A 22,953-nucleotide genomic window follows, 5' to 3' on the forward strand; every position below is an offset into this window, starting at 1 on the left:
GGCTACATGTTCCCCTTTATCGTGGTGCGGCGCCCGAAATAACGGTACAGCACGAGGCCGGCAACGATCATCGGCAGGCTCAGCCACTGTCCCATGCTGATGATGTCGGATTGGCCGAAGATGCCGGCGTCCGGGGTGCGGAAGAATTCGGCGATGAAGCGGAAGCTGCCGTAGCCGGTCAGGAACACTGCCGACACCTGCCCCAGCGGCCGGCGCCGTGCCGAGAACAGCCACAGGATCACGAACAGCGCCAGGCCTTCCAGCGCCGCCTGGTACAGCTGCGACGGGTGGCGCGGCATGGCGTCGACGTGCGGGAAGATCATCGCCCACGGCAGGTCGTGGCTGGCGATGCGGCCCCACAGCTCGCCGTTGATGAAGTTGCCGATGCGGCCTGCGGCCAACCCTGTCGGTACCAGCGGTGCGACGAAGTCGCTGATCTGCCAGAAGCTGACACCTTTCTTGCGCGCGAACAGCAGCATCGCCGCCAGCACGCCGATGAAGCCGCCGTGGAAGCTCATGCCGCCTTTCCACACCATCAGGATCTCGGCCGGGTGCGCCAGATAGTAGCCGGGCTGGTAGAACAGCACCTCGCCCAGCCGCCCGCCGACGATGACGCCGAGCACCGCCCAGGTCAGGAAATCGTCGAGATCCTTGCCGTTCCAGCCACAATCCGGCTGCTGTTTGATACGGACATGGCCCAGCCACAGGAACAGGCCGAAGCCGACGAGGTACATCAGGCCGTACCAGTGGATGGCCAGCGGGCCAAGCTGGATGGCGACAGGATCAAACTGGGGATGGATCAGCATTTGTCAGGTATGGGCGTTTGCGGTAAAAGGATAGGGATAAATTATACGGAAAGCGTTACCGGTCGTCGCGCTGCTACCCGCCGCGCGACGCCTTATGTGTAGAACATGCCGGCACTCGCAAGTTCTACCGGCCGGGCAATATCCCGCCCGGCCCGCGACGCGCCGCCAGATCAAAGCGACAAAGCCATTACTGCATTCAAGGACACATCATGCCTCAATACCGTTCCAAGACCTCGACTTCCGGCCGCAACATGGCGGGTGCCCGCGCCCTGTGGCGCGCCACCGGCATGAAGGACGAGGACTTCCAGAAGCCGATCATCGCCATCGCCAACTCCTTCACCCAGTTCGTACCCGGCCACGTGCACCTGCATAACATGGGCCAGCTGGTGGCGCGCGAGATCGAGAAGGCCGGTGGCGTGGCCAAGGAATTCAACACCATCGCCGTCGACGACGGCATCGCCATGGGCCACGGCGGCATGCTGTACTCGCTGCCAAGCCGCGACCTGATCGCCGACAGCGTGGAGTACATGGTCAACGCCCACTGCGCCGACGCGCTGGTGTGCATCTCCAACTGCGACAAGATCACCCCCGGCATGCTGATGGCCGCGCTGCGCCTGAACATCCCGGTGGTGTTCGTGTCCGGCGGCCCGATGGAGGCCGGCAAGGTCAACTGGCGCGGCACCGAGCGCAAGCTGGACCTGGTCGACGCCATGGTCGAGGCCGCCAACAGCGCGATCTCCAACGAGGACGTGGACAAGGTGGAGCACTCCGCCTGTCCGACTTGCGGCTCCTGCTCCGGCATGTTCACCGCCAACTCGATGAACTGCCTGACCGAGGCGCTGGGGCTGTCGCTGCCTGGCAACGGCTCGATGCTGGCCACCCATGCGGATCGGAAAGAGCTGTTCCTGCGCGCCGGCCGCCTGATCGTGGACATCACCAAGCGCCACTACGAGCAGGACGATTACAGCGTGCTGCCGCGCAGCATCGCCACCAAGGCCGCGTTCGAGAACGCGATGAGCCTGGATGTGGCGATGGGTGGCTCCACCAACACCGTGCTGCACCTGCTGGCTGCCGCCAGCGAGGCCGGTGTCGACTTCAAGATGACCGACATCGACCGCATCTCGCGCAGCGTGCCCTGCCTGTCCAAGGTGGCGCCGGCGACGCAGAAGTACCACATGGAAGACGTGCACCGCGCCGGTGGCGTGGTCGCCATCCTGTCCGAGCTGGACCGCGCCGGCCTGATCCAGCGCGAGGTACCGACCATCCACAGCGCCACGATGGGCGCCGGTCTGGAAGCGTGGGACATCCGCCGTCACGGCGCCGACAGCGAGGTGCACCGCTTCTACCGCGCTGCGCCGGGCGGCGTGCCGACCACCATCGCCTTCTCGCAGTCGATGCGCTATCCGACGCTGGACGACGACCGCACCGAGGGCTGCATCCGTGACAAGGAACACGCGTACTCGCAGGACGGCGGCCTCGCCGTGCTGTACGGCAATATCGCCGAGCGCGGCTGCATCGTGAAGACCGCCGGCGTCGACGACTCCATCCTCAAGTTCACCGGCCGCGCCCGCGTGTTCGAAAGCCAGGATGACGCGGTGGCGGCGATTCTGGCCGACAGCGTGGTGGCCGGCGACGTGGTGGTGATCCGCTACGAAGGCCCGAAAGGCGGCCCGGGCATGCAGGAAATGCTGTACCCGACCTCGTACCTGAAGTCCAAGGGCCTGGGCAAGGCGTGCGCGCTGCTGACCGACGGCCGTTTCTCCGGCGGGACCTCCGGCCTGTCCATCGGCCACGTGTCGCCGGAAGCGGCCGAAGGCGGCGCCATCGGCCTGGTGGAAGAGGGCGATCGCATCGAGATCGACATCCCCAATCGTGGCATTCGTCTGGCCGTCAGTGATGAAACGTTGGCCGCACGCCGCGCCGTACAGGAAGCGCGTGGCGCGCAGGCGTGGAAACCGCTCGACCGCCAGCGCGTGGTCAGCCCGGCGCTGCGTGCCTACGCCGCGATGACCACCAGTGCCGACACCGGCGCGGTGCGCGACGTGTCGCAGGTGGAACGCAAGTAAGTCACACCCCGTTGCGGCCAACGTTGGCCGCACCCCCAAAAAACGGCAGCCCCTGCGGGCTGCCGTTTTTCATGGCCGTCGCAGCGCTGCTTACGATTTGTCACAGTTTGCCGGGCGTGCTGCCGCTACCATGCTGTTACCAGCATATTAAAAAGATATGTGTTTTTTATGGTTCTGTTTCGATAGAGAAACAAACATAATCAGGTGTGCATGTTTGGCTGCTCGTATTGCCGGACGGCCGGTAGTGAAGGGCCGGCAGCGTGAGTGGCTGCAAGCTGCAGGCGCTGCGGCTTGATTGGTGAGGGTTGCCTGCTACAGTCAGATTGGGCTATCCGGAACGAGTGGCAGGCGGCAGGCGGATGATGCACGCAGCATTGCGTGACGAAAAACAGACAGTAAGCGGGAGAGACGCATGTTCAAAACAGTAAAGGCCCAGTTCATGGTCATGGTGGGCGCGGCCGCCATCGGCATCGTGCTGATGACGATCTGGGCGTTGTTCAATCTTGGCCAGACCCTGACCGAGCAGGCGGTACGCGATACCCGTCAGCTGGCGCAAAGCGCGGCCAGACTGGTGGAAAGCTACGAGGCACAGGCGGCGACGCTGGGCGAGGACGAGGCGCGGCGGCGGGCGATGGCCGCGGTGATGGCGATGCGCTTTGGCGAGGACGGCTACTTCTTCGTCACCGATGAGCGCTTCACCTACCTGGGCCACCCGATTCGCGGCAATCTGGTCGGCACCAGCATGACGGCGCAGGTTGACCCCAACGGCGTTAACCTCGGTGAAGCCTTCCGCCAGGCCCTGGCCGGCGGCGGGGTGGCCGAGTACCACTGGGCCAAGCCGGGCTTTTCGCAGCCAGTAGGCAAGATCGCGATGGTCGAAAAAACGGCGCGCTGGGGCTGGGTGATCGGCACCGGCATCTACGTCGACCATATCGACGATGCAGTGCAGCGCCAGGCGCTGTTCCTCGGTGCCGGTCTGTGCTGTTTGTTGCTGTTGCTCTTGGCCCTCGGCTATGTCATCGGCCGCCGCCTGATCGGTCAGCTCGGCGGTGAGCCGGTCTACGCGGTGGAAGTGGTGGCGGCCATTTCCGCCGGGCGGCTGGATACGGCGGTTGATGTCAGCCAGGCAGAACAGGGCAGCCTGCTGGCCAGCATTGCCGACATGCAGCAGCACCTGCGTGACATGGTGGGGCAGGTGATTACCAATGCCGACTACCTGGTATCGGTGGCCGACGGACTGATGGATAACGTCAACCGTGTTGCCGGCGGCTCCGATAACCAGAGTGAAGCCGCGACCGCGATGGCGGCATCGATAGAGCAGATGACGGTCGGCATCAATCATATCGCCGCCAACGCCGAGCACGCGCACGAGCTGGGGCGCAATTCCGGCCAGCTGTCGCGTGACGGTGCGGCGGTGGTGCGCAAGGCAGTGGACGAGATGCGGGTGATCAGCGACGTGGTCGGTACCGCCTCGCAAAGCCTGCAGCGGCTGGTGGAGGATGTCGGCAATATTTCCTCCATCGTCGGTGTGATCCGTGATGTTGCCGATCAGACCAACCTGCTGGCGCTGAACGCGGCGATCGAGGCGGCGCGCGCCGGCGAGCTGGGGCGCGGCTTTGCCGTGGTCGCCGACGAGGTGCGCAAGCTGGCGGAGCGCACCGCGCAGGCCACCGGCGATATTGTCGACAAGATCGAGCAGATACGCCGCCTGTCGGCCGATACCAGCCGGGCGATGGTGGAGACGGTGGAGCGCGTCGCTGCCGGCCGCGCACTGGCCGACGAGGGCGGCGACGCCATCGCCAGCATCGAGCAGGCGTCGGCGGCGGTGCTGCGCGCGGTGGAAGACATCTCGCTGGCGTTGAAGGAGCAGAGCGTGGCCAGCAACGACATCGCCGTCAATGTTGAAGGCATTGCCGGCAGTGCCAGCGACAACGCCGCCGCGGCGCGTGCCGCCGCCGACGCGACGCAGAGCATGCACGGCCTCGCCGGCGAGCTGCACCAGTCGGTGACCAAGTTCCACCTCGGTTAAGCGCCGCCTGTTCGTACCCGCCGCCGGCCACGCCGGTGGCGGCTGTTACCGGCACGGCCTGCGGCCAACCTTGGCAGTGGCCGGGGAGTGTGTTCTCCTTGCGCCTTTGCCGCCGGAGCCTCCGATGACCTCTCCTTCCCCGCTTGACGCCGCGCTGGCGCAGTATTTCGGTTTTGACGGCTTCCGCGACGGCCAGCGCGAGGTGGTGCAGGCGCTGCTGGACGGTCATTCCGCGATGGCGATCTTCCCCACCGGCTCCGGCAAGTCGCTGTGCTACCAGCTGGCGGCGACGCAGCTGCCGCACCTGACGCTGGTGATCTCGCCGCTGTTGGCGCTGATGCGCGACCAGCTGGCCTTCCTGCAGCAGAAAGGCATCGCCGCAGCGGCGATCGACTCCAGCCAAAGCCGCGACGAGGCGCAGCAGGTGATGGCCGACGTGCGCGCCGGGCGCATCAAGGTGCTGATGGTGTCGGTGGAGCGGCTGAAGAACGAGCGCTTCCGCCGCTTCATCGCCGAGGTGCCGCTGTCGCTGCTGGTGGTGGACGAGGCGCACTGCATCTCGGAGTGGGGCCACAACTTCCGCCCGGATTACCTGAAGCTGCCGCAATACCGCCAGCAGCTGAACATCCCGCAGGTGCTGCTGCTGACCGCCACCGCCACCCCGGCGGTGATGCAGGACATGGCGCGCCGCTTCGACATTGCGCCCGAACACATCACCGTCACCGGCTTCTACCGTCCCAACCTGCACCTGCACGTGCGCGCGGTGGCGCAGGCGGACAAGGACGCGATGCTGCTGAAGCTGCTGGCGCGCACGCCGGGCGCCGCCTGCGTGGTGTACGTCACCCAGCAGCAGACCGCGGAAACGTTGGCCGCACGGCTGCAGGCGCAGGGCGTCGGCGCCGCCGCCTACCACGCCGGGCTGGACAGCGCGCTGCGCGAGCAGATCCAGGACGAGTTCATGCGCGGCGATACGCTGGTGATCGTCGCCACCATTGCCTTTGGCATGGGCATCGACAAGGGCAATATCCGCCAGGTGATCCACTACGATCTGCCGAAATCGGTGGAAAACTACAGCCAGGAAATCGGCCGCGCCGGCCGCGACGGCGAGGTGTCGCTGTGCACGCTGCTGGGCAACCGCGACGGCCTGCACGTGCTGGAGAACTTCGTCTACGGCGACACGCCGCAGCAGGCGTCGATCGCGCAGGTATTGCAGCGCATCCGCGACGAGGCGCAGCACGGACAGTGGGAGATGACGCTGTACGGCTTGTCGGCGGACAGCAATATCCGCCAGCTGCCGCTGAAGACGCTGCTGGTGTATCTGGAGGTGCAGGGCGTGCTGCAGGCGCAGTACAGCTACTACAGCGAGTACCGCTTCCAGCTGCGCGAGGACGAGGCGGCGCTGCTGGCGCACTTCAAGGACGAGCGCCGCGAGTTCGTTGCCGCGCTGCTGGCGCACAGCAAGCTCGGGCGCAGCTGGTACGCCTTCGACTTCGACAGCTTCCTGCAGGCTTTCCCCGGCCAGCGCCAGCGCGCGGTGACGGCGCTGGAATTCATGGACGAGCGCGGCTGGCTGACGCTGGAGACCAAGCAGATGACCGAGGTGTACGCGGTGAACGACGCCACGTTCGATGTCGCCACGCTGGCCGCCAGCCTCTATCGCCAGTTCCAGGCGCGCGAGGACAGCGAGCTGATGCGCCTGCAGCAGATGCTGCAGCTATTCGAAACGGAAAGCTGCCTGAGTTTCGCGCTGGCCAGCTACTTCGGCGACAGCGCCGCGCCGCGCGAGTGCGGCCATTGCCTGGTGTGCCGCGGCAAGCCGGCGCGGCTGCCGGCGGCGCCGGAACAGGTTGCGCTGGACGCCGCCATGCTGCACGGCGCGCTGGCGGCGCTGCACGACAAGCTGGGCGCGGCTGCGGATGCGCATCTGGCGGCCTGTTTCCTGTGCGGCATCACCCTGCCGCGGCTGACGGCACTGCGCGCGGCGCGGCTGCCCGGCTTCGGCCGCTTCGCCGGCTATCCGTTTGCCGGCGTGCGCGCACTGTTGTCGGTGGCGAGGGAATAAGGGGAGGTTGCGGCCAACGTTGGCCGCAAGCGGCGGCGCGCTCAGTAGAAGCCGAGCGCGCCCAGCAGGCTGAAGATCAGCACGAAGCAGGTGATGCCGGTCAGCAGCAGGTTGGTCTGTTTTTCCTTGTGCAGCGAGGTTTCCAGCGAGTGCTCCTGCGTCTGCAGGCCATGCAGTTTTTGTTGCAGCTCGGCGTGTTCCTCGTCGTGGCGTGACATGGTGCCCAGCAGTGCGCTGAGCGATATCTCGGTGACCTTGGCACTGTCCCAGCCGCTGATCAGCTGCCGCACCCTGGCCTTGTAATAGCGGCCGTGCACCTGGGTGCTGTCGTCCCACTCGAAATCGAAGCCGTGCGCCGCCAGCCGGCTGTTGCGGTGCGTGCGCGCTTCTTCGCCCTCCGCTTCCGGTGCCGGCAGCACGCTGGGCAGCACGCGATAATCCGGATAGCGCTGTTTCAGCCAGTTGATGGCCTGTGAATAGGCATAGCCGGACAGGCCAAGACCGGCAATCTCCGGGCTGAGGCTGAAGCCGGATTTCGGCCCGAACGATACGGTTTGTGACGGATGATCGACCGCCACCTGCAGGCAGTTGCGGGTGGCCATCCATTCGGAAGCCTCGCCGCTCAGCGACAACCACCGATTGCCTTCGGCGCGGGCATAGGTAACAAACTGGATGCGGAAAAAGTCGGACTGGGCGGAGTGGCCGCTGCTGATGCGGCTGAACAGGTAGATCGGCACGCCGTTGTCGAACAGTGCGATCAGCTGTTCCGCCTGCGCTGTGCTGCGGCCGGCAAGATGGCTCTCGTCCTCCGGCGATGGCAGCGGGGCAGCTTCCGGCTCGCTGGCGGTCTTGTCGGTTTTCGGTGGCGTTTTCAGGCTTCGGTTGGACATGGCGGCATGGTTTCAATCGTGCGTGGCGGTTGGGGCCTAGCCTACACCATTGCCCGCCATGCGTCAGGCGTTGCGGCATGTGGTGGCGGTAGAAAACAGCGGATGTCCCTTGAACAGGTTCTTAACGGTATGGCCCCGGCGGAGCCGGCCGGGCCGGCTCGGGCCAGGGTTGGCCGCAACACTCAGTCCTGCAGCTCGGGCAGGTCGACAAACAGCTGCAGCGCCTCCGGATTGGCCAGCGCGGTGAGGTTGGTCACCGGCAGGCCGTGGATCACGTTCTTCACCGCCAGCTCGACGATCTTGCCGCTGATGGTCTTCGGGATGTCGGCAACGGCGATGATCTTGGCCGGTACGTGGCGCGGGCTGGCACCGTTCTTGATCTTGTCGCGGATGGCGGCCTGCAGCGTCTGGTCCAGCTCGCAGCCGTCGCGCAGCTTGACGAACAGCACCACGCGCTCGTCGTCCTGCCAGCGCTGGCCGACGACGATGCTGTCCAGTACCGCGTCGAAGGTCTCCACCTGGCGGTAGATCTCGGCAGTGCCGATGCGCACGCCGCCAGGGTTGAGCACCGCGTCGGAGCGGCCGTAGATGATCATGCCGTCGTGCTCGGTCAGCTCGGCGTAGTCGCCGTGGCACCACACGTTGTCGAAGCGCTCGAAGTAGGCCTTGCGGTACTTCTCGCCGTCCGCGTCGCCCCAGAAGCCCACCGGCATCGACGGGAACGGCTTGGTGCACACCAGCTCGCCCTTTTCGCCGACCACCGGCTGGCCGGCGTCGTTCCAGATCTCCACCGCCATGCCCAGGCCACGGCACTGCAGCTCGCCGCGGTATACCGGCAGGCTGGCGCAGCCCAGCGCGAAGCAGGACACGATGTCGGTGCCGCCGGAAATGGAGGCGAGATTGATGTCGTCCTTGATCGCGTCGTACACCCAGTCGAAGCTTTCCGCCACCAGCGGCGAACCGGTGGAGAACACCGCGCGCAGGCAGCTGAGGTCGTAGTCGCGCTTGGGCTGCAGGTCGATCTTCTTCAGGCCGTCGATGTACTTGGCCGAGGTGCCGAATTGCGCGCAGCGATAGGCCTCGGCGTATTGCCACAGGATGTGGCCGCCCTTGGCGAACGGCGAGCCGTCGAACAGCATCAGCGTGGCGCCGCTGGCAAGGCCGGACACCAGCCAGTTCCACATCATCCAGCCGCAGGTGGAGAAGTAGAACAGGCGGTCGCCGGCGTGCACGTCGGCGTGCAACTGGTGCTCCTTCAGGTGCTGCAGCAGGGTGCCGCCGTGGCCGTGCACGATGCATTTCGGCTTACCGGTGGTGCCGCTGGAATAGAGGATGAACAGCGGGTGGTTGAAGCCGACGCGGCGGAACAGCAGCTCGCTGGCGACGAAGCTGCCGACGAAGCGCTCCAGGGTGACGGCCTTGGGCACCGTTTCCGCGAAGGCGTCGGCGCGTTCCAGGTAGGGCACCACGATCACTTTTTCCACCGACGGCAGGCCGCTGGAGATGATCTGCATCTTTTCGGCGATGTCGACCTGCTTGCCGTTGTACCAGTAGCCGTCCGGGCAGAACAGCAGGCGCGGCGCGGTCTGGCCGAAGCGGTCCAGCGCGCCGTCGGTGCCGAAGTCCGGCGAGCAACTGGTCCACACCGCGCCGATGCTGCTGGCGGCCAGCATCGCGGCCACCGTTTCCGGCATGTTGGGCATGTAGCCGGCGACGCGGTCGCCTTCGGCAATGTCGTGCGCCAGCATCGCCTGCTGCAGGCGCGACACCAGATCGGACAGCTCCCACCAGGTCAGCTCGCGTTTGACCTTGTCCTCGCCCCAGAACACCATCGCCAGCGTGTCATCGCGGCGGCGCAACAGGTTTTCCGCGTAGTTCAGCGCCGCCTGCGGGAAGAAGCGCGCGGCGCGCATGCCGTCCTTGTCTTCCAGCGCCACGCTGCCCTTGTCACCGATCACCCCGGCGTAGTCCCACAGCTGGCTCCAGAAGCGCTCCGGGCGCTCGATGCTGGCGTGCCACAGGCTGGAATAGTCGGGATAGCGCTGGTTGTCCAGCGTTTCCGCCAGCCGGGTAAAGGCGGTCAGGTGGGTGGCGCTCAGGCGGGCCGGCGACGGCTGCCAGATCGGATGGTCTGCTGCGTGCATATCAAGTCTCTCCTCAGGAAGCGTGTGGGGTCGCTCAAGGGTGTCGTTCTTTATGATGTAAAGCTGTTTGCCGGCCAGTTTACTGCACAGCCATGCCCGCGGTATAGGTCGCCGGCCGCGCGATCGGTGCCGCGTGTGGCCGGCTGGCGGCGTGTTGCGGCCAACCTTGTGCCAGATTGGCCGCAAGCGCGGCGGCTCAGTCTTCGGAGTAGCTGCCGTCGTGCATCCAGCGCGCGTGCTGTGGCGCCTTGCGCGTTTCCGCCCATTCGTTGAGCATGTCCCACTTCACCTCGTCCAGCATCTGCATCATCCTGGGTGTGCCGGTGTTGCAGGCCAGTTCCAGGCGGTGGCCGTTGGGGTCGAAGAAGTAGATCGACTGGAAGATGGTGTGGTCGGTGGGGCCGATCACGTCGATGCCGGCGGCCTGCAGCCGGGCCTTGGTGGCGAACAGGGTGTCCAGCGAGTCCACCTCCAGCGCCAGATGCTGCACCCAGTTGGGCGTGTTCCGGTCGCGGTCCATCGGTGGCCGCGTCGGCAGCTCGAAGAAGGCGAGGATGTTGCCCTGGCCGGCGTCGAGGAATACGTGCATGTACGGGTCCGGAGCCTTGGTGGACGGTACCTCGTTCTCGGCGATCGCCAGCACGAACTTCATGTCGAGGTGTTTCACGTACCACTCCACCGTTTCCTTGGCGTCCTTGCAGCGATAGGCGACGTGGTGGATTTTCTTGATCAGCATGATGGTTCTCCCCGTGAGCTGTGGCTGTGCCGTGGCACTGGTTTCAGTCTGGCACGGATTGCGGTGATGACCAGTGGCGACGGCAAACACGGTTGCCATTGCTGGCGCGGCGGATGGCGAGGCGGGGAGTGGCAGGGGCGCTGCAAAATGCAATCAGCCGGGGCGGGCGGCAGTCTGCCGCGGATGCCGGTGAGGCAAAGGGGAACGGCAGGGGCGTGATATGCCCGGCATTTCCGGGCAGGCCGGCAAGGAGCCGGCGGCGGATGAAAAAACGGGCCGGCAAGATGCCGGCCCGTTTTCGTGATGCTTAGCCGCCGGAGCAACCGCAACCGCCACCGCCGCCACAACCGCCTTGCTGTTGGGCCGGGGCCGGAGCCGGCTCGCTGTCGGCAACGTGGATGGTGAAGTCGATAACGACCTGTTGCGGCGAGCGCTCGATGTAGTTGATCAGCACCTGGCCACCGTAGCGTTGCTCGATCTGGCTGAGCAGGGGCAGCGGGTCATGATCGTTGATGAAGCGCATGCGCTCACCGTGGTTCAGCGATTCCAGTGCGCCAAAAATGGCGGCATGGCGGAAACGCTTGGCGACGCCGCGTGCATCAAACGGGAAAACGGACAAATCGGGGGTGTGGGTGTGCATGGTGTGCTCCTGTCAGAAACAGTGGGCAGCTTACGCGCCCGTGGTACGGCTTTCCTTGAGGCAGAACAAGTACGGGGCGCCGGCAGGAGGGGCCAGCCCTTCGGGGTCACGCGCTGCAAAAAGACCTTGAACAGGTTCTCAGAACTCGGCATCGGCCAGCGGCGGTGCCGAGCGGTCCTTGGACGATAGTTGCAGATGGTCGCGCAGCGGCCAGGCAATCGCCAGCTGCGGGTCGTCCCAGCGTATGGCGCGCTCATGCTGCGGACTCCAGTAGGCGGTGGTTTTGTACAACACTTCGGCCTGTTCGCTGAGTGCGACGAAGCCGTGGGCGAAGCCTTCCGGAATCCACAGCTGGCGATGGTTGGCCGCAGACAGGATGGTGCTGAAATGCCGGCCGAAGGTGGTGCTGCCGCGGCGCAGGTCGACGGCAACATCGAACACCTCGCCGGCTGTGCAGCGCACCAGCTTGCCTTGCGCCTGCGGCGGCAGCTGGTAGTGCAGGCCGCGCAGCACGCCGCGGCCGGAGCGGGAGTGGTTGTCCTGTACGAATCCGACGTGGCGGCCGATGGCGTCATCGAAGCGCTGCTGGTGGAAGCTCTCGTAGAAAAAGCCGCGTTCGTCGGCAAAGACTTTCGGCTCGATGATTTTGAGGTCGGCAATGGCGGTATCAAGGATGTTCATGCGGGGGCCCGGTGATGCAAGGTTGGCCGCAATGCTGCTTGCGGCCAACCCCGGCAGGATTAGCGGAGCATGGCCAGCAGGTATTGGCCGTAGGCGTTTTTCTGTAGCGGGGCGGCCAGTTTTTCTACCTGGGCGGCGTCGATCCAGCCGGCGTGGTAGGCGATTTCTTCCGGGCAGGCCACTTTCAGGCCCTGACGGTTCTCCACGGTGGCGATGAACTGGCTGGCGGCCAGCATCGACTCGTGGGTGCCGGTATCCAGCCAGGCATAACCGCGGCCCATGGTCTGCACGTCCAGTGTGCCCTGACGCAGGTAGGCGGCGTTGATGTCGGTGATCTCCAGTTCGCCGCGCGGCGACGGCCTGATCGATTTGGCGATATCGACTACCTGTCCGTCGTAGAAGTACAGACCGGTGACGGCGTAACTGGACTTGGGCTGCTGCGGTTTCTCTTCGATGCTGATGGCGCGGCCGGCGGTGTCGAATTCCACCACGCCGTAGCGCTCCGGATCATTGACGTGATAGGCAAATACCGAGGCGCCGCTGTCCCGGGTGCAGGCACGGTGCAGCAGCTTCTGGAAGTCGTTACCGTAGAAAATATTGTCGCCCAGCACCAGTGCCGACGGGGCGCCGGCGAGGAAGGCCTCGCCGAGGATGAAGGCCTGTGCCAGCCCGTCCGGGCTGGGCTGTACCGTGTACGCCAGCCGGATGCCCCACTGGCTGCCGTCGCCCAGCAGCTGCCGGAAGCGCGGCGTGTCCTGCGGCGTGGAGATGATCAGGATGTCGCGGATGCCTGCCAGCAGCAGCGTGCTCAGCGGGTAGTAGATCATCGGCTTGTCGTAGATCGGCAGCAATTGCTTGCTGACGGCGAGGGTGGCCGGGTACAGGCGGCTGCCGGAACCGCCGGCCAGGATGATGCCTTTGCGCGTCATGGTTTTCTCGCGTTATCGAGGGTCTGGAATACCTGCGTCACGCCTTCCTGCCACGACGGCAGCTGCAGGCCGAAGGTGTGCATCAGCTTGCTGCAATCCAGTTGCGAGTTGGCCGGGCGGACGGCTTGTTGCGGGTACTCGTCGCTGCTGATCGCGTGCAGGCCGTCCGGCGGCAGCATCAGTGCCCAGCCGGCGTCGCGTGCCAGCGCGATGACGAAGCCGGCGTAGCCATGCCAGCTGGTGCGCCCCCGGGCGGCAACGTGATAGGTGCCGTAGGGTTGGGCCGTATCGGCCAGGCAGCACGCGACAAGGTTGGCCGCCACGTCGGCCGGCAGGCTGGCCGGTGTCGGCGTGCCGAACTGGTCGGCGACCACGGCGAGGCTGTCGCGGCTTGCGGCCAACCTTAGCATGGTCTTCAGGAAGTTCTGGCCGTAGACGCCGGCCACCCACGAGCTGCGCAGGATGAAGTGGCGGCAGCCGCTGTCGTGGACGGCTTGCTCGCCCAGCCATTTGCTCTGGCCGTAGACCGATTGCGGGCTGGCGGCGTCGTCCTCGCGCCAGGCGCCGTCCTTGTGGCCGTCGAATACGTAGTCGGTAGAGTAGTGCAGCAGCAGCGCATCGTTGGCCGCAGCCCACTGCGCCAGTACGGCGACGGCGTCGGCGTTGACGGCGTGGGCCAGTGCCGGTTCGTCTTCGGCACGGTCAACGGCGGTATAGGCGGCGGCATTGACGATGATGTCGGGCCGCCAGGCATCCAGCGCCGCGGCCAGCGTTGCCGGTTGCGCCAGGTCGAACTGGCTGCGGTCCGGGCAGATCAGCCGGCCGTGCAGCGCCAGCGCGCGCCGGAGTTCGAAACCGACCTGGCCGCTGGCGCCGGTGATCAGGATCTTTGCCGGATGGCTCATGACTGTTCTCCATATTGCCGGTCCAGCCAGTCGCGGTAACGGCCGCTGCTGACGCCCGCGACCCAGTCCGGGTTGTCCAGATACCACTGCACGGTCTTGCGGATGCCGGAGTCGAAGGTTTCGGCCGGTTTCCAGCCCAGCTCGCGCTGCAGCTTGCGTGCGTCGATGGCGTAGCGGCGGTCGTGGCCGGGGCGGTCCTGCACATGGCTGATCTGTTCGGCGTAGCTCTTGCCATCGGCGCGCGGCCGCAATTCGTCCAGCAGGCGGCAGATGGTACGCACCACGTCGAGGTTGGTTTTTTCGTTCCAGCCGCCGACGTTGTAGGTCTCGCCCGGTGCGCCGGCGTCCAGCACGCGGCGGATGGCGGCGCAGTGGTCGGTGACAAACAGCCAGTCACGGATCTGCTGGCCGTCGCCGTAAACCGGCAGCGGCTTGCCGGCCAGCGCGCCCAGGATCACCAGCGGGATCAGCTTCTCGGGGAAGTGGTAGGGGCCGTAGTTGTTGCTGCAGTGGGTGGTCAGTACCGGCAGGCCGTAGCTGTGGTGCCAGGCGCGTACCAGATGGTCGGCGGCGGCCTTGCTGGCGGAGTAGGGGCTGTTCGGCTGGTAGCGGTGCTGCTCGGTAAACGGGGCGTCGTCTGCGGCCAACGTGCCGTAGACCTCGTCGGTGGATACGTGCAGCAGGCGGAAGGCGGCCTTGCCGGTGGCGGGCAGCCCGCTCCAGTAGCCGCGCACTGCTTCCAGCAGCTGGAAGGTGCCGACGATATTGGTGTCGATGAAGTCGCCGGGGCCGTGCAGTGAGCGGTCGACATGGCTCTCGGCGGCGAAGTGGATCACCGCGCGCGGCTGGTGTTCGGCCAGCAGGCGGCCCAGCAGCGCGCGGTCGCCGATGTCGCCGTGCACGAAGCGGTGCCGCTCGTCGCCTTGCAGGCTGGCCAGCGTCTGCAGATTGCCGGCGTAGCTCAGCTTGTCCAGGTTGACGACCGGCTCGTCGCTGCCGGCCAGCCAGTCCAGCACGAAATTGCCGCCGATGAAGCCGGCACCACCGGTTACCAGAATGGTCATGTTGCTCTTTGCTTGCGAAAGTCGATCGGGAAGGTCGCAGTGCGGCGGCGCACCGCCACGGCTCTGCTTGTTGCCGGATTGTACTTGCCTTGGCGGTGCAACACGAGCCGCCGGCATCACGCCGGCAGCGGCAAAGCGCAACGGGCAGCCGGCGACCGTTGGCCGCCGGCTGGCCGCATGAACGGCAAGGACTCAGCTGCGCAGGCCGCGCGCCTTGGCATACTTGGAGCCCGGCTCGCGCACCAGTGCCTCGGCAATGAACCAGGCGGTATCGGCCAGCTGCTCCAGATCCACCCCGGTGTGATAACCCAGGCCGTGCAGCAGATAGACCACGTCTTCGGTGGCCACATTGCCGGAGGCGCCCTTGGCATACGGGCAGCCGCCCAGCCCGGCCACCGAGCTGTCGAAGGTGCGCACGCCGGCCTGCAGCGCGGTGTGGATATTGGCGATGGCCATGCCGTAGGTGTCGTGGAAATGGCCGGCCAGCCGGGCTACCGGCACCACCTCGCTCACCGCATCCAGCATCGCGGTGACCTTGTTGGGGGTGCCCACGCCGATGGTGTCGCCCAGCGAGATTTCATAGCAGCCCATGCCGTACAGCGCGCGCGCCACCTCGGCCACCTTGTACGGGGCGATGTCGCCTTCGTACGGGCAGCCCAGCACGCAGGACACATAGCCGCGCACCTTGATGCCTGCGGCCAGCGCGCGCTTCATCACCGATTCGAAGCGCTGCAGGCTCTCGGCGATGCTGGCGTTGATGTTCTTCTGGCTGAACGCCTCGCTGGCGGCGCCGAACACCGCGATCTCGCGCACGCCGGCTGCCAGTGCCGCATCCAGCCCCTTGTCGTTGGGCACCAGTACCGGGTAGTCGATGCCGGCATTCAGGTCCAGCGCCGCCAGTACTTGGGCGGAGTCCGCCATCTGCGGCACCCACTTGGGCGACACGAAGGCGCCGGCCTCGATGGTGCGCAAGCCGGCTGCGGCCAACCTTTCAATCAGCTCCAGCTTGGTTGCCAGCGCGACCGTGTGTTTTTCGTTCTGCAGCCCGTCGCGCGGGCCGACTTCGACGATCTTGACGTTTGTCATATGAACCTCTTTTCTTGCCACAGAATCCACGGAAGACACAGAAAGAAAACCGGGAGCCCCCACTACCGCCGGTGCTGTCGGTGTCACGCTTTTTCTGTGTTTTCCGTGGATTCTGTGGCGAATAAAACGATCAGTCCGCCTCGAAATCCACCAGCTCATCGCCGTCGCTGACCTGCTCGCCGGCGGCAAAGTAGAACGCCAGCACCTTGCCGTCGGCCGGCGCGGTAATGGTGTGCTCCATCTTCATCGCTTCCAGGATCAGCAGCGGCTCGCCCTTGGCGACCGGCTTGCCGGCTTCGGCCAGCAGTGCCACCACGCGGCCCGGCATCGGCGCCTTCATGTGGGTTTCGCCGTGTACGCCTGCTTCTTCATAGGCGTAAGGATCGAGGTAGTCCACGGCAATGCGTTCGCCGCCGGTAAACAGCACGCGCTGCAAGCCGTGGCGCACCAGCGTGGCCTGCAACTGCTTGCCGCCAAGGTTGGCCGCAAGCCGGTTGCCGTGCAGGCTGGCGCTGGCGTGGAAGGTGTCATCGCCGATGGTGAGCACAAAGCCCTTGCCGTCGTAACGCAGCAGCACGTCGCAGCGCTCCTCGCCGTGGGTAAAGCCGATGCGGCGTTCCTGCGTGCCGTTCAGGCGCCAGCCCTGCAGCGCGCCGAAGGCATGGTCGTCGCCGCTGGCTGCGGCCAACGTTTCGCCTACCGCCAGCAGCGCCAGCTGTTCGCTGGACGGCGCGGCGGGGGCGGGCAGCAGGCTGTCGTGGTAGCGGGCGATCAGGCCGGTGTCCACGTCGCCGCTGGCAAACGCCGGGTTGGCGGCAATGCGGCGCAGGAAGCGGATATTGGTGGTGACGCCCACCACCTGGTAGGCGGCCAGCGCGGCGTCCAGCTGCTGCAGCGCCGCCTCGCGCGTTTCGCCCCACACGATCAGCTTGGCGATCATCGGGTCGTAGAACGGCGAAATGGTATCGCCCTGCAGTACGCCGGTATCGACGCGCACGTGGGCGGACTCCGCTGGCGGCACCAGGTGCACCAGCGTGCCGGTAGCCGGCAGGAAACCCTTGTCCGGGTCCTCGGCGTAGATGCGTGCCTCGATGCTGTGGCCGTGGATCGCCAGCTGTGGCTGTTGCAGCGGCAAAGCTTGGCCGCAGGCCACTTTCAGCTGCCACGCCACCAGATCCTGGCCGGTGATCATCTCGGTAACCGGATGCTCCACCTGCAGGCGGGTGTTCATTTCCATGAAGTAGAACTGCCCCGACTCCACATCCATGATGAATTCCACGGTGCCGGCGCCGACATAGCCGACGGCGCGGGCGGCCGCTACCGCCGCTTCGCCCATCGCCTGGCGGGTTGCCGCCGGCAGGTGCGGCGCCGGCGCTTCTTCCAGCACTTTCTGGTGGCGGCGCTGCACCGAGCAGTCGCGCTCGAACAGGTAGACACAGCCGCCCAGGCTGTCGGCGAAGACCTGTATCTCCACGTGGCGCGGGCGGGTCAGGTATTTCTCCACCAGCACCTTGTCGTCGCCGAAGCTGGCGCGCGCCTCGCGCTGGCAGCTGGCCAGCGCGGCGATAAAGTCGTCGCTGCGCTCCACGATGCGCATGCCCTTGCCGCCACCGCCGGCGCTGGCCTTGATCAGCACCGGGTAGCCCATCTTGTCGGCTTCGGCCTTCAGGAACTGTTCATCCTGATTGTCGCCGTGATAGCCCGGCACCAGCGGCACCTTGGCTTTTTCCATTAGCGCCTTGGCGGCGGACTTGCTGCCCATGGCGGCGATGGCGGAAGCCGGCGGGCCGATGAAGGCGATGCCGGCGGCCTCGCAGGCGGCGGCGAAGTCCTCGTTCTCCGACAGGAAGCCGTAGCCCGGATGCACCGCCTGCGCGCCGCTTTGTTTGGCAATGTCGAGGATCAGGTCGGCCTTGAGATAGGACTCGGCGGCCGGCGCCGGCCCCAGGCGGTAGGCTTCGTCGGCCAGCTTCACGAAGCGGGCGCTGGCGTCGGCATCGGAATACACCGCCACGGTGGTCACGCCCATGGCGCGGGCGGTCTTGATCACGCGGCAGGCGATTTCGCCACGGTTGGCGATGAGGATCTTAGTGAACATGGTGGTCTCCCGTGGCGAACCCGCCGCGGCACATGCGTGCCGCCAGGCGATTTTGCTGCGCAGCTGCGCAGCCTTGCGGCTGCTGGTCGCCACGGTTGGCAATCAGAATCTTGGTGAACATGGTGCTGGTTACCTGGCTAGTGGTCTGCTCAAGGTTGGCCGCAGCGCGGCTGGCGCAAGGAGTAGGGTAGGCGTGCATGGCATCTCTTCAACTTTTTGCCACAGAACCCACGGAAGACACAGAAGCCTTCACTGGGTACCGGGTTCATGTCGGTGTTGTTCTGTGGTTTCTGTGGCTAAAGGGGGATCAAATCCAGCTGGGTGGACGCTTGTCGAAGAAGGCAGCCAGGCCTTCGCGCGCCTCGTCGGTGACGCGGGTGGCGGCGATGGTGTGCGCGGTGTCGTCCAGCAGCGTGTCCTCCAGCGGCGAGCCCTGGCGCAGGTCGGCCAGCAATTCCTTGGCGGCGCTCAGCGCGTGCGGGCCGCCACGGACCAGCTCGGCGGCCACCTCGGCGACGCGCGCATCCAGCGCCTCGGCCGGCACCACCTCGTGCACCAGACCGATGCGCTCGGCGGTGGCGGCATCGATGCGCTCGGCGGTCAGGAAGTAGCGTCGTGCCTGGCGCCAGCCGATGGCATCGGCGACATAAGGACCGATGGTGGCCGGAATCAGGCCCAGCCGTACTTCGGTCAGCGCGAATCTGGCGGCGTCGGTGGCGATGGCGATGTCGCACACCGAGGTCAGGCCGGTGCCGCCGGCCATCGCCGCGCCGTGGATGCGCGCGATCACCGGCTTCTTGCTGCGGTAGATGCCTTTCAGCATCGCCGCCAGCTTGCGTGCGTCGTCGAGGTTCTGCGCCTCGCTGTAACCGGCGGCGCGGCGCATCCAGTCCAGATCGGCGCCGGCGGAGAAGCTCTTGCCGCGGCCGGCCAGCACGATCACGCGCACGCCGGCCTCCTCGTTCAGGGTGCGGAAGGCGGCGGTGAGATCGGCGATCAGGTGCTCGTTCATCGCGTTGTGCAGCTCCGGGCGGTTCATCCACACGGTGGCGACCTGGCCGGCGCGTTCGATTTCCAAAGTGCTGTAAGTCATTGGAAAACCTTTCTTTTCTTTGCCACAGAAACCACAGAAGGACACAGAAAAATGCTTTTATTGAGAGGAGGATTCATCCGCTTGGCAGCGGTTTTCATTGCTTTTGTCCGTGTTTTCCGTGGGTTCTGTGGCTAATCAAAAATCACATCCGGAACACGCCAAAGCGTGTCTTCTCCACCGGTGCCGACAGGCTGGCTTCCAGCGCCAGACTCAACACCTCGCGCGTCTGTGCCGGGTCGATCACGCCGTCGTCCCACAGCCGTGCGCTGGCGTAGTAGGGGTGGCCCTGCTGCTCGTACTGTTCGCGCACCGGCGCTTTCAGCGCTTCTTCCTGCTCTGGCGTGAAGGCGTCGCCCAGTTGTTCCTTCTTCACCTGCGCCAGCACGCCGGCGGCCTGTTCGCCGCCCATTACCGAGATGCGGCTGTTCGGCCACATCCACAGGAAGCGCGGCGAGTAGGCGCGGCCGCACATGCCGTAGTTGCCGGCGCCGAAGCTGCCGCCGATCAGCACCGTGAACTTGGGCACGCTGGCGCAGGCCACAGCGGTCACCAGCTTGGCGCCGTCCTTGGCGATGCCGCCGTTCTCGTACTTCTTGCCGACCATGAAGCCGGTGATGTTCTGCAGGAACACCAGCGGGATGCCGCGCTGACAGCACAGCTCGACGAAGTGCGCGCCCTTGAGCGCGGATTCGCTGAACAGGATGCCGTTGTTGGCGATGATGCCGACGCGGTAGCCGTTCAGGCGGGCAAAGCCGGTAACGAGAGTTGTTCCGTAGTTCTGCTTGAATTCGTCGAAGTCGGAGTCGTCCACCAGGCGGGCGATGATCTCGCGCACGTCGAACGGCTTTTTCGGATCGGCCGGGATCACGCCGTAGATTTCCTCCGCGGCGTAGCGCGGTGGCTTCGGCTCGGCGCGGTCCATCTCGCCCTGTTTCTTCCAGTTGAGGTCGGACACGATGCGGCGGGCGATGGCCAGCGCATGGGCATCGTTCTGCGCCAGGTGGTCGGCCACGCCGGAAATCCGGGTATGCACGTCGCCGCCGCCCAGCTCTTCCGCGGTCACCACCTCGCCGGTGGCCGCCTTCACCAGCGGCGGACCGCCGAGGAAGATGGTGCCCTGGTCCTTGACGATCACCGTCTCGTCGCTCATCGCCGGCACATAGGCACCGCCGGCGGTGCAGCTGCCCATCACCACCGCGATCTGCGGGATGCCGTCGGCAGACAGCTTGGCCTGGTTGTAGAAGATGCGGCCGAAGTGGTCGCGATCGGGGAACACCTCGTCCTGCAGCGGCAGGAAGGCGCCGCCGGAATCGACCAGATAGACGCAGGGCAGGCGGTTGTCGCCGGCGATCTCCTGCGCGCGCAGGTGCTTCTTCACCGTCAGCGGGTAGTAGGTGCCGCCCTTGACGGTGGCGTCGTTGGCGATGATCAGGCACTCGACGCCGGCGATGCGGCCAACCCCGGTGATGACGCCGGCGCCGGGCGCGTCGTCGCCGTACATGCCGTAGGCGGCCAGTTGCGACAGCTCCAGGAACGGGCTGCCGGCGTCCAGCAGCAGGTCGATGCGTTCGCGCGGCAGCAGCTTGCCGCGGGCGACGTGCTTGGCGCGGGCCTTGTCGCCGCCACCCAGCGCCGCGCGGGCGACTTTCTCTTTCAGGTCGGCCACCAGCGCGCGCATCTTGTCGGCGTTGGCCGCAAAGTCGGCGGCGCGGGGGGAGAGCTTGGATTCGATGATGGGCATGATCTGGAAGACCTTTTGTTTTTGCCACAGAATCCACAGAAACCATGGAAAAGAACAGCAAGAAAACAGCGGTTTGAACGGCTGGTTTAGTCTGTGTTTTCCGTGGATTCTGTGGCGAAAAGAGGGTTAGCGGGTCTCGGCCATCAGTTCGCGGCCGATCAGCCAGCGGCGGATTTCGCTGGTGCCGGCGCCGATCTCGTACAGCTTGGCGTCGCGCAGCAGGCGGCCGGTGGGGTATTCGTTGATATAGCCGTTGCCGCCCAGGCACTGGATGGCGTCCAGCGCCATCTGCGTGGCGTTCTCGGCGGCGTAGAGGATGGCGCCGGCGGCGTCCTTGCGCGTCTGGCGTCCCGACTCGCCACGGTCCAGCGCCTGGCCGACGGCGTAGACGTAGGCGCGGCTGGCGGACAGCTTCACGTACATGTCGGCCAGTTTGCCCTGCATCAGCTGGAAGTCGCCGATGGCCTGGCCGAACTGCTGGCGCTCGTTCAGGTACGGCACCACCACGTCCATGCAGCCCTGCATGATACCCAGCGGACCGGCGGACAGTACCGCGCGCTCGAAGTCGAGGCCGCTCATCAGCACCTTGACGCCGTTGCCCTCGCCGCCCAGCACGTTGGCCGCAGGCACGAAGCAGTCGTCGAAGAAGATCGGGTAGGTGTTGGAGCCGCGCATGCCCAGCTTGTCCAGCTTGCTGCCGTGGCTGAAGCCGGCAAAGCCTTTCTCGACGATGAAGGCGGTGATGCCTTTCGCGCCGGCGCCCACGTCGGTCTTGGCGTACACCACCAGCGTGTCGGCATCGCCGCCGTTGGTGATCCACATCTTGCTGCCGTTGAGCTGGTAGCCGCCGGCCACCTTGTCGGCGCGCAGCTTCATGCTCACCACGTCGGAGCCGGCGTTCGGCTCGGACATCGCCAGCGCGCCGACGTGTTCGCCGGAGATCAGCTTGGGCAGATACTTGCGTTTCTGCTCTTCATTGCCATTCTTGTAGATCTGGTTCACGCACAGGTTGGAGTGCGCGCCGTAGGAGAGGGCGACCGAGGCGCTGGCGCGGGAGATTTCCTCCATCGCGATCATGTGCGCGAGGTAGCCCATGTTGGCGCCGCCGTATTCCTCGCTGACGGTGATGCCCAAGAGGCCCAGGTCGCCGAACTTCTTCCACAGGTCGGCCGGGAACAGGTTGTCGCGGTCGATGTCGGCGGCGCGCGGCGCGATCTCGCTCTGGGCGAAGTCGCGCACCGTTTCGCGCAGCATGTCGTAGGTGTCACCGTGGGCAAAGCGCAAGCTGCTGTACATGTGTCTCTCCTTTATGCGAACTGCCCGGTGCCGTTGGCATCTCGTGGCGGCTATCTCTGTGTTGTAGCGGATGGTGGCGATTGCGCCATCTGCGCTGCGGCATCACTTAATCTTGAATTACGCTTACGTTAACGTCAATACGAAATGACGAGACCATCCACCGGGATGGCGGGAAAGCCTCAGTTTGTGGCGTCCTTGCCGGTCATGGTGTCGATCACCTGGCGGCAGTGGCCTTCCAACACCACGATCTCGGACAGTACCGCGTCGATGTCGTTGCGCTGTTCTTCCAGCTGCTTCTTGCGCTCGGACAACAGTTGCAGCAGCTTCAGCGACTGGCTGGCCTCGTCGCGCGCCAGCTCGTACAGGTCCAGGATCTCGCGGATCTCCGACAGCGCGAGGCCGATGCGCTTGCCGCGCAGGATCAGCTTCAGCCGCGCGCGGTCGCGGTGGGTAAACAGGCGCTGGCGGCCTTCGCGCTGCGGCTCGATCAGGCCCTGTTCCTCGTAGAAGCGGATGGTGCGCAGGGTGATGTCGAAATCCCGTGCCAGGTCGGAAATGGTGAAAAGGCGTTCTTCGCTCATGATGGTTCCTGTTGGTCTGGCGCGATTGTAGCGTTTTTTGCCGGCCTTGCCGCGACAAGGCTTGAGATTACGTTAACGTAATAGTAAGTTAGCGGCAAAGCGATAA

The 22,953-nt window shown here is 65.7% G+C and carries 19 protein-coding genes and 1 pseudogene; 3 read left to right on the forward strand and 17 right to left on the reverse strand.

Annotated features, from left to right (window positions below; genetic code table 11):
* Positions 1-2: 2 nt before the first annotated feature.
* Positions 3-806 (reverse strand): prolipoprotein diacylglyceryl transferase, encoded by an 804-nt coding sequence (gene lgt, locus IE083_RS07705; protein WP_189353031.1) that lies wholly within the window; start codon positions 804-806, stop codon positions 3-5.
* Between the two features lie 209 nt (positions 807-1,015).
* On the opposite strand from lgt, the gene ilvD reads away from it, so the two are divergent.
* From ilvD to IE083_RS07720, 3 genes are all read left to right on the forward strand, one after another.
* Positions 1,016-2,872 (forward strand): dihydroxy-acid dehydratase, encoded by a 1,857-nt coding sequence (gene ilvD, locus IE083_RS07710; RefSeq protein WP_189353032.1) that lies wholly within the window; start codon positions 1,016-1,018, stop codon positions 2,870-2,872.
* Between the two features lie 412 nt (positions 2,873-3,284).
* The gene (locus IE083_RS07715; protein ID WP_189353033.1) at positions 3,285-4,901 is read left to right on the forward strand and encodes a methyl-accepting chemotaxis protein; all 1,617 of its coding nucleotides are present in this window, start codon (positions 3,285-3,287) and stop codon (positions 4,899-4,901) included.
* A 124-nt stretch (positions 4,902-5,025) separates the two neighbouring features.
* Positions 5,026-6,963 carry a RecQ family ATP-dependent DNA helicase gene (locus IE083_RS07720; RefSeq protein ID WP_189353034.1) on the forward strand — a complete coding sequence of 646 codons (1,938 nt, stop codon included), beginning with the start codon at positions 5,026-5,028 and terminating at the stop codon, positions 6,961-6,963.
* Positions 6,964-7,004: 41 nt separating this feature from the next.
* Here the strand turns inward: IE083_RS07720 and IE083_RS07725 are convergent, their stop codons facing one another.
* From IE083_RS07725 to IE083_RS07790, 16 genes and pseudogenes are all read right to left on the reverse strand, one after another.
* A complete protein-coding gene (locus tag IE083_RS07725; protein ID WP_189353035.1) occupies positions 7,005-7,853 on the reverse strand; it encodes a hypothetical protein in 849 nt (282 codons plus the stop codon).
* Positions 7,854-8,035: 182 nt separating this feature from the next.
* Positions 8,036-9,997: an acetoacetate--CoA ligase gene (locus IE083_RS07730; RefSeq protein WP_189353036.1), complete on the reverse strand. Its 1,962-nt coding sequence runs from the start codon at positions 9,995-9,997 to the stop codon at positions 8,036-8,038.
* 196 nt (positions 9,998-10,193) lie between these two features.
* A complete protein-coding gene (locus IE083_RS07735) occupies positions 10,194-10,733 on the reverse strand; it encodes a VOC family protein (protein ID WP_189353037.1) in 540 nt (179 codons plus the stop codon).
* A 307-nt stretch (positions 10,734-11,040) separates the two neighbouring features.
* The gene (locus IE083_RS07740) at positions 11,041-11,373 is read right to left on the reverse strand and encodes a DUF2249 domain-containing protein (protein ID WP_189353038.1); all 333 of its coding nucleotides are present in this window, start codon (positions 11,371-11,373) and stop codon (positions 11,041-11,043) included.
* Positions 11,374-11,511: 138 nt separating this feature from the next.
* Positions 11,512-12,054 carry a dTDP-4-dehydrorhamnose 3,5-epimerase gene (gene rfbC, locus IE083_RS07745; RefSeq protein ID WP_189353039.1) on the reverse strand — a complete coding sequence of 181 codons (543 nt, stop codon included), beginning with the start codon at positions 12,052-12,054 and terminating at the stop codon, positions 11,512-11,514.
* 59 nt (positions 12,055-12,113) lie between these two features.
* A complete protein-coding gene (gene rfbA, locus IE083_RS07750; protein WP_189353040.1) occupies positions 12,114-12,983 on the reverse strand; it encodes a glucose-1-phosphate thymidylyltransferase RfbA in 870 nt (289 codons plus the stop codon).
* The gene (gene rfbD / locus IE083_RS07755; RefSeq protein ID WP_189353041.1) at positions 12,980-13,888 is read right to left on the reverse strand and encodes a dTDP-4-dehydrorhamnose reductase; all 909 of its coding nucleotides are present in this window, start codon (positions 13,886-13,888) and stop codon (positions 12,980-12,982) included. Before rfbD ends, rfbA begins: the two co-directional genes overlap by 4 nt.
* A complete protein-coding gene (gene rfbB, locus IE083_RS07760) occupies positions 13,885-14,952 on the reverse strand; it encodes a dTDP-glucose 4,6-dehydratase (RefSeq protein WP_189353042.1) in 1,068 nt (355 codons plus the stop codon). The genes rfbD and rfbB overlap by 4 nt, the downstream gene beginning before the upstream one ends.
* Positions 14,953-15,144: 192 nt before the next feature.
* Positions 15,145-16,038, reverse strand: coding sequence for a hydroxymethylglutaryl-CoA lyase (locus IE083_RS07765; RefSeq protein ID WP_189353043.1), 894 nt, complete (start codon positions 16,036-16,038; stop codon positions 15,145-15,147).
* Positions 16,039-16,168: 130 nt separating this feature from the next.
* Entirely contained in the window at positions 16,169-16,825 is a 657-nt protein-coding gene (locus IE083_RS16085; RefSeq protein WP_444545828.1) for an acyl-CoA carboxylase biotin carboxyl carrier protein subunit, read from the reverse strand.
* A pseudogene (locus IE083_RS07770) lies at positions 16,799-18,136 on the reverse strand (acetyl-CoA carboxylase biotin carboxylase subunit); the annotation flags it as partial. The pseudogene IE083_RS07770 and the gene IE083_RS16085, both read right to left, overlap by 27 nt.
* Complete coding sequence (locus tag IE083_RS15960; protein ID WP_268245123.1) at positions 18,126-18,257, reverse strand: hypothetical protein; 132 nt, start codon at positions 18,255-18,257, stop codon at positions 18,126-18,128. The gene IE083_RS15960 and the pseudogene IE083_RS07770, both read right to left, overlap by 11 nt.
* 186 nt (positions 18,258-18,443) lie before the next feature.
* The gene (locus IE083_RS07775; protein ID WP_189353045.1) at positions 18,444-19,229 is read right to left on the reverse strand and encodes an enoyl-CoA hydratase/isomerase family protein; all 786 of its coding nucleotides are present in this window, start codon (positions 19,227-19,229) and stop codon (positions 18,444-18,446) included.
* Between the two features lie 142 nt (positions 19,230-19,371).
* A complete protein-coding gene (locus tag IE083_RS07780) occupies positions 19,372-20,970 on the reverse strand; it encodes a carboxyl transferase domain-containing protein (RefSeq protein WP_189353046.1) in 1,599 nt (532 codons plus the stop codon).
* Between the two features lie 126 nt (positions 20,971-21,096).
* Positions 21,097-22,266: an isovaleryl-CoA dehydrogenase gene (locus tag IE083_RS07785; RefSeq protein ID WP_189353047.1), complete on the reverse strand. Its 1,170-nt coding sequence runs from the start codon at positions 22,264-22,266 to the stop codon at positions 21,097-21,099.
* A gap of 179 nt (positions 22,267-22,445) precedes the next feature.
* On the reverse strand, positions 22,446-22,847 hold the full coding sequence (locus IE083_RS07790) for a MerR family transcriptional regulator (RefSeq protein WP_189353048.1): 402 nt from the start codon (positions 22,845-22,847) through the stop codon (positions 22,446-22,448).
* Between the last annotated feature and the right edge of the window lie 106 nt (positions 22,848-22,953).

Origin of the sequence: Vogesella fluminis (assembly GCF_014652335.1) — a bacterium.
Classification (GTDB): Bacteria; Pseudomonadota; Gammaproteobacteria; order Burkholderiales; family Chromobacteriaceae; genus Vogesella; species Vogesella fluminis.

Excerpts from the sequence above, each read along its gene's own strand:
- lgt (WP_189353031.1), bottom strand. The coding sequence starts at position 806 with ATGCTGATCCATCCCCAGTTTGATCCTGTCGCCATCCAGCTTGGCCCG.
- ilvD (WP_189353032.1), top strand. The coding sequence starts at position 1,016 with ATGCCTCAATACCGTTCCAAGACCTCGACTTCCGGCCGCAACATGGCG.
- IE083_RS07715 (WP_189353033.1), top strand. The coding sequence starts at position 3,285 with ATGTTCAAAACAGTAAAGGCCCAGTTCATGGTCATGGTGGGCGCGGCC.
- IE083_RS07720 (WP_189353034.1), top strand. The coding sequence starts at position 5,026 with ATGACCTCTCCTTCCCCGCTTGACGCCGCGCTGGCGCAGTATTTCGGT.
- IE083_RS07725 (WP_189353035.1), bottom strand. The coding sequence starts at position 7,853 with ATGTCCAACCGAAGCCTGAAAACGCCACCGAAAACCGACAAGACCGCC.
- IE083_RS07730 (WP_189353036.1), bottom strand. The coding sequence starts at position 9,997 with ATGCACGCAGCAGACCATCCGATCTGGCAGCCGTCGCCGGCCCGCCTG.
- IE083_RS07735 (WP_189353037.1), bottom strand. The coding sequence starts at position 10,733 with ATGCTGATCAAGAAAATCCACCACGTCGCCTATCGCTGCAAGGACGCC.
- IE083_RS07740 (WP_189353038.1), bottom strand. The coding sequence starts at position 11,373 with ATGCACACCCACACCCCCGATTTGTCCGTTTTCCCGTTTGATGCACGC.
- rfbC (WP_189353039.1), bottom strand. The coding sequence starts at position 12,054 with ATGAACATCCTTGATACCGCCATTGCCGACCTCAAAATCATCGAGCCG.
- rfbA (WP_189353040.1), bottom strand. The coding sequence starts at position 12,983 with ATGACGCGCAAAGGCATCATCCTGGCCGGCGGTTCCGGCAGCCGCCTG.
- rfbD (WP_189353041.1), bottom strand. The coding sequence starts at position 13,888 with ATGAGCCATCCGGCAAAGATCCTGATCACCGGCGCCAGCGGCCAGGTC.
- rfbB (WP_189353042.1), bottom strand. The coding sequence starts at position 14,952 with ATGACCATTCTGGTAACCGGTGGTGCCGGCTTCATCGGCGGCAATTTC.
- IE083_RS07765 (WP_189353043.1), bottom strand. The coding sequence starts at position 16,038 with ATGACAAACGTCAAGATCGTCGAAGTCGGCCCGCGCGACGGGCTGCAG.
- IE083_RS15960 (WP_268245123.1), bottom strand. The coding sequence starts at position 18,257 with ATGTTCACCAAGATTCTGATTGCCAACCGTGGCGACCAGCAGCCGCAA.
- IE083_RS07775 (WP_189353045.1), bottom strand. The coding sequence starts at position 19,229 with ATGACTTACAGCACTTTGGAAATCGAACGCGCCGGCCAGGTCGCCACC.
- IE083_RS07780 (WP_189353046.1), bottom strand. The coding sequence starts at position 20,970 with ATGCCCATCATCGAATCCAAGCTCTCCCCCCGCGCCGCCGACTTTGCG.
- IE083_RS07785 (WP_189353047.1), bottom strand. The coding sequence starts at position 22,266 with ATGTACAGCAGCTTGCGCTTTGCCCACGGTGACACCTACGACATGCTG.
- IE083_RS07790 (WP_189353048.1), bottom strand. The coding sequence starts at position 22,847 with ATGAGCGAAGAACGCCTTTTCACCATTTCCGACCTGGCACGGGATTTC.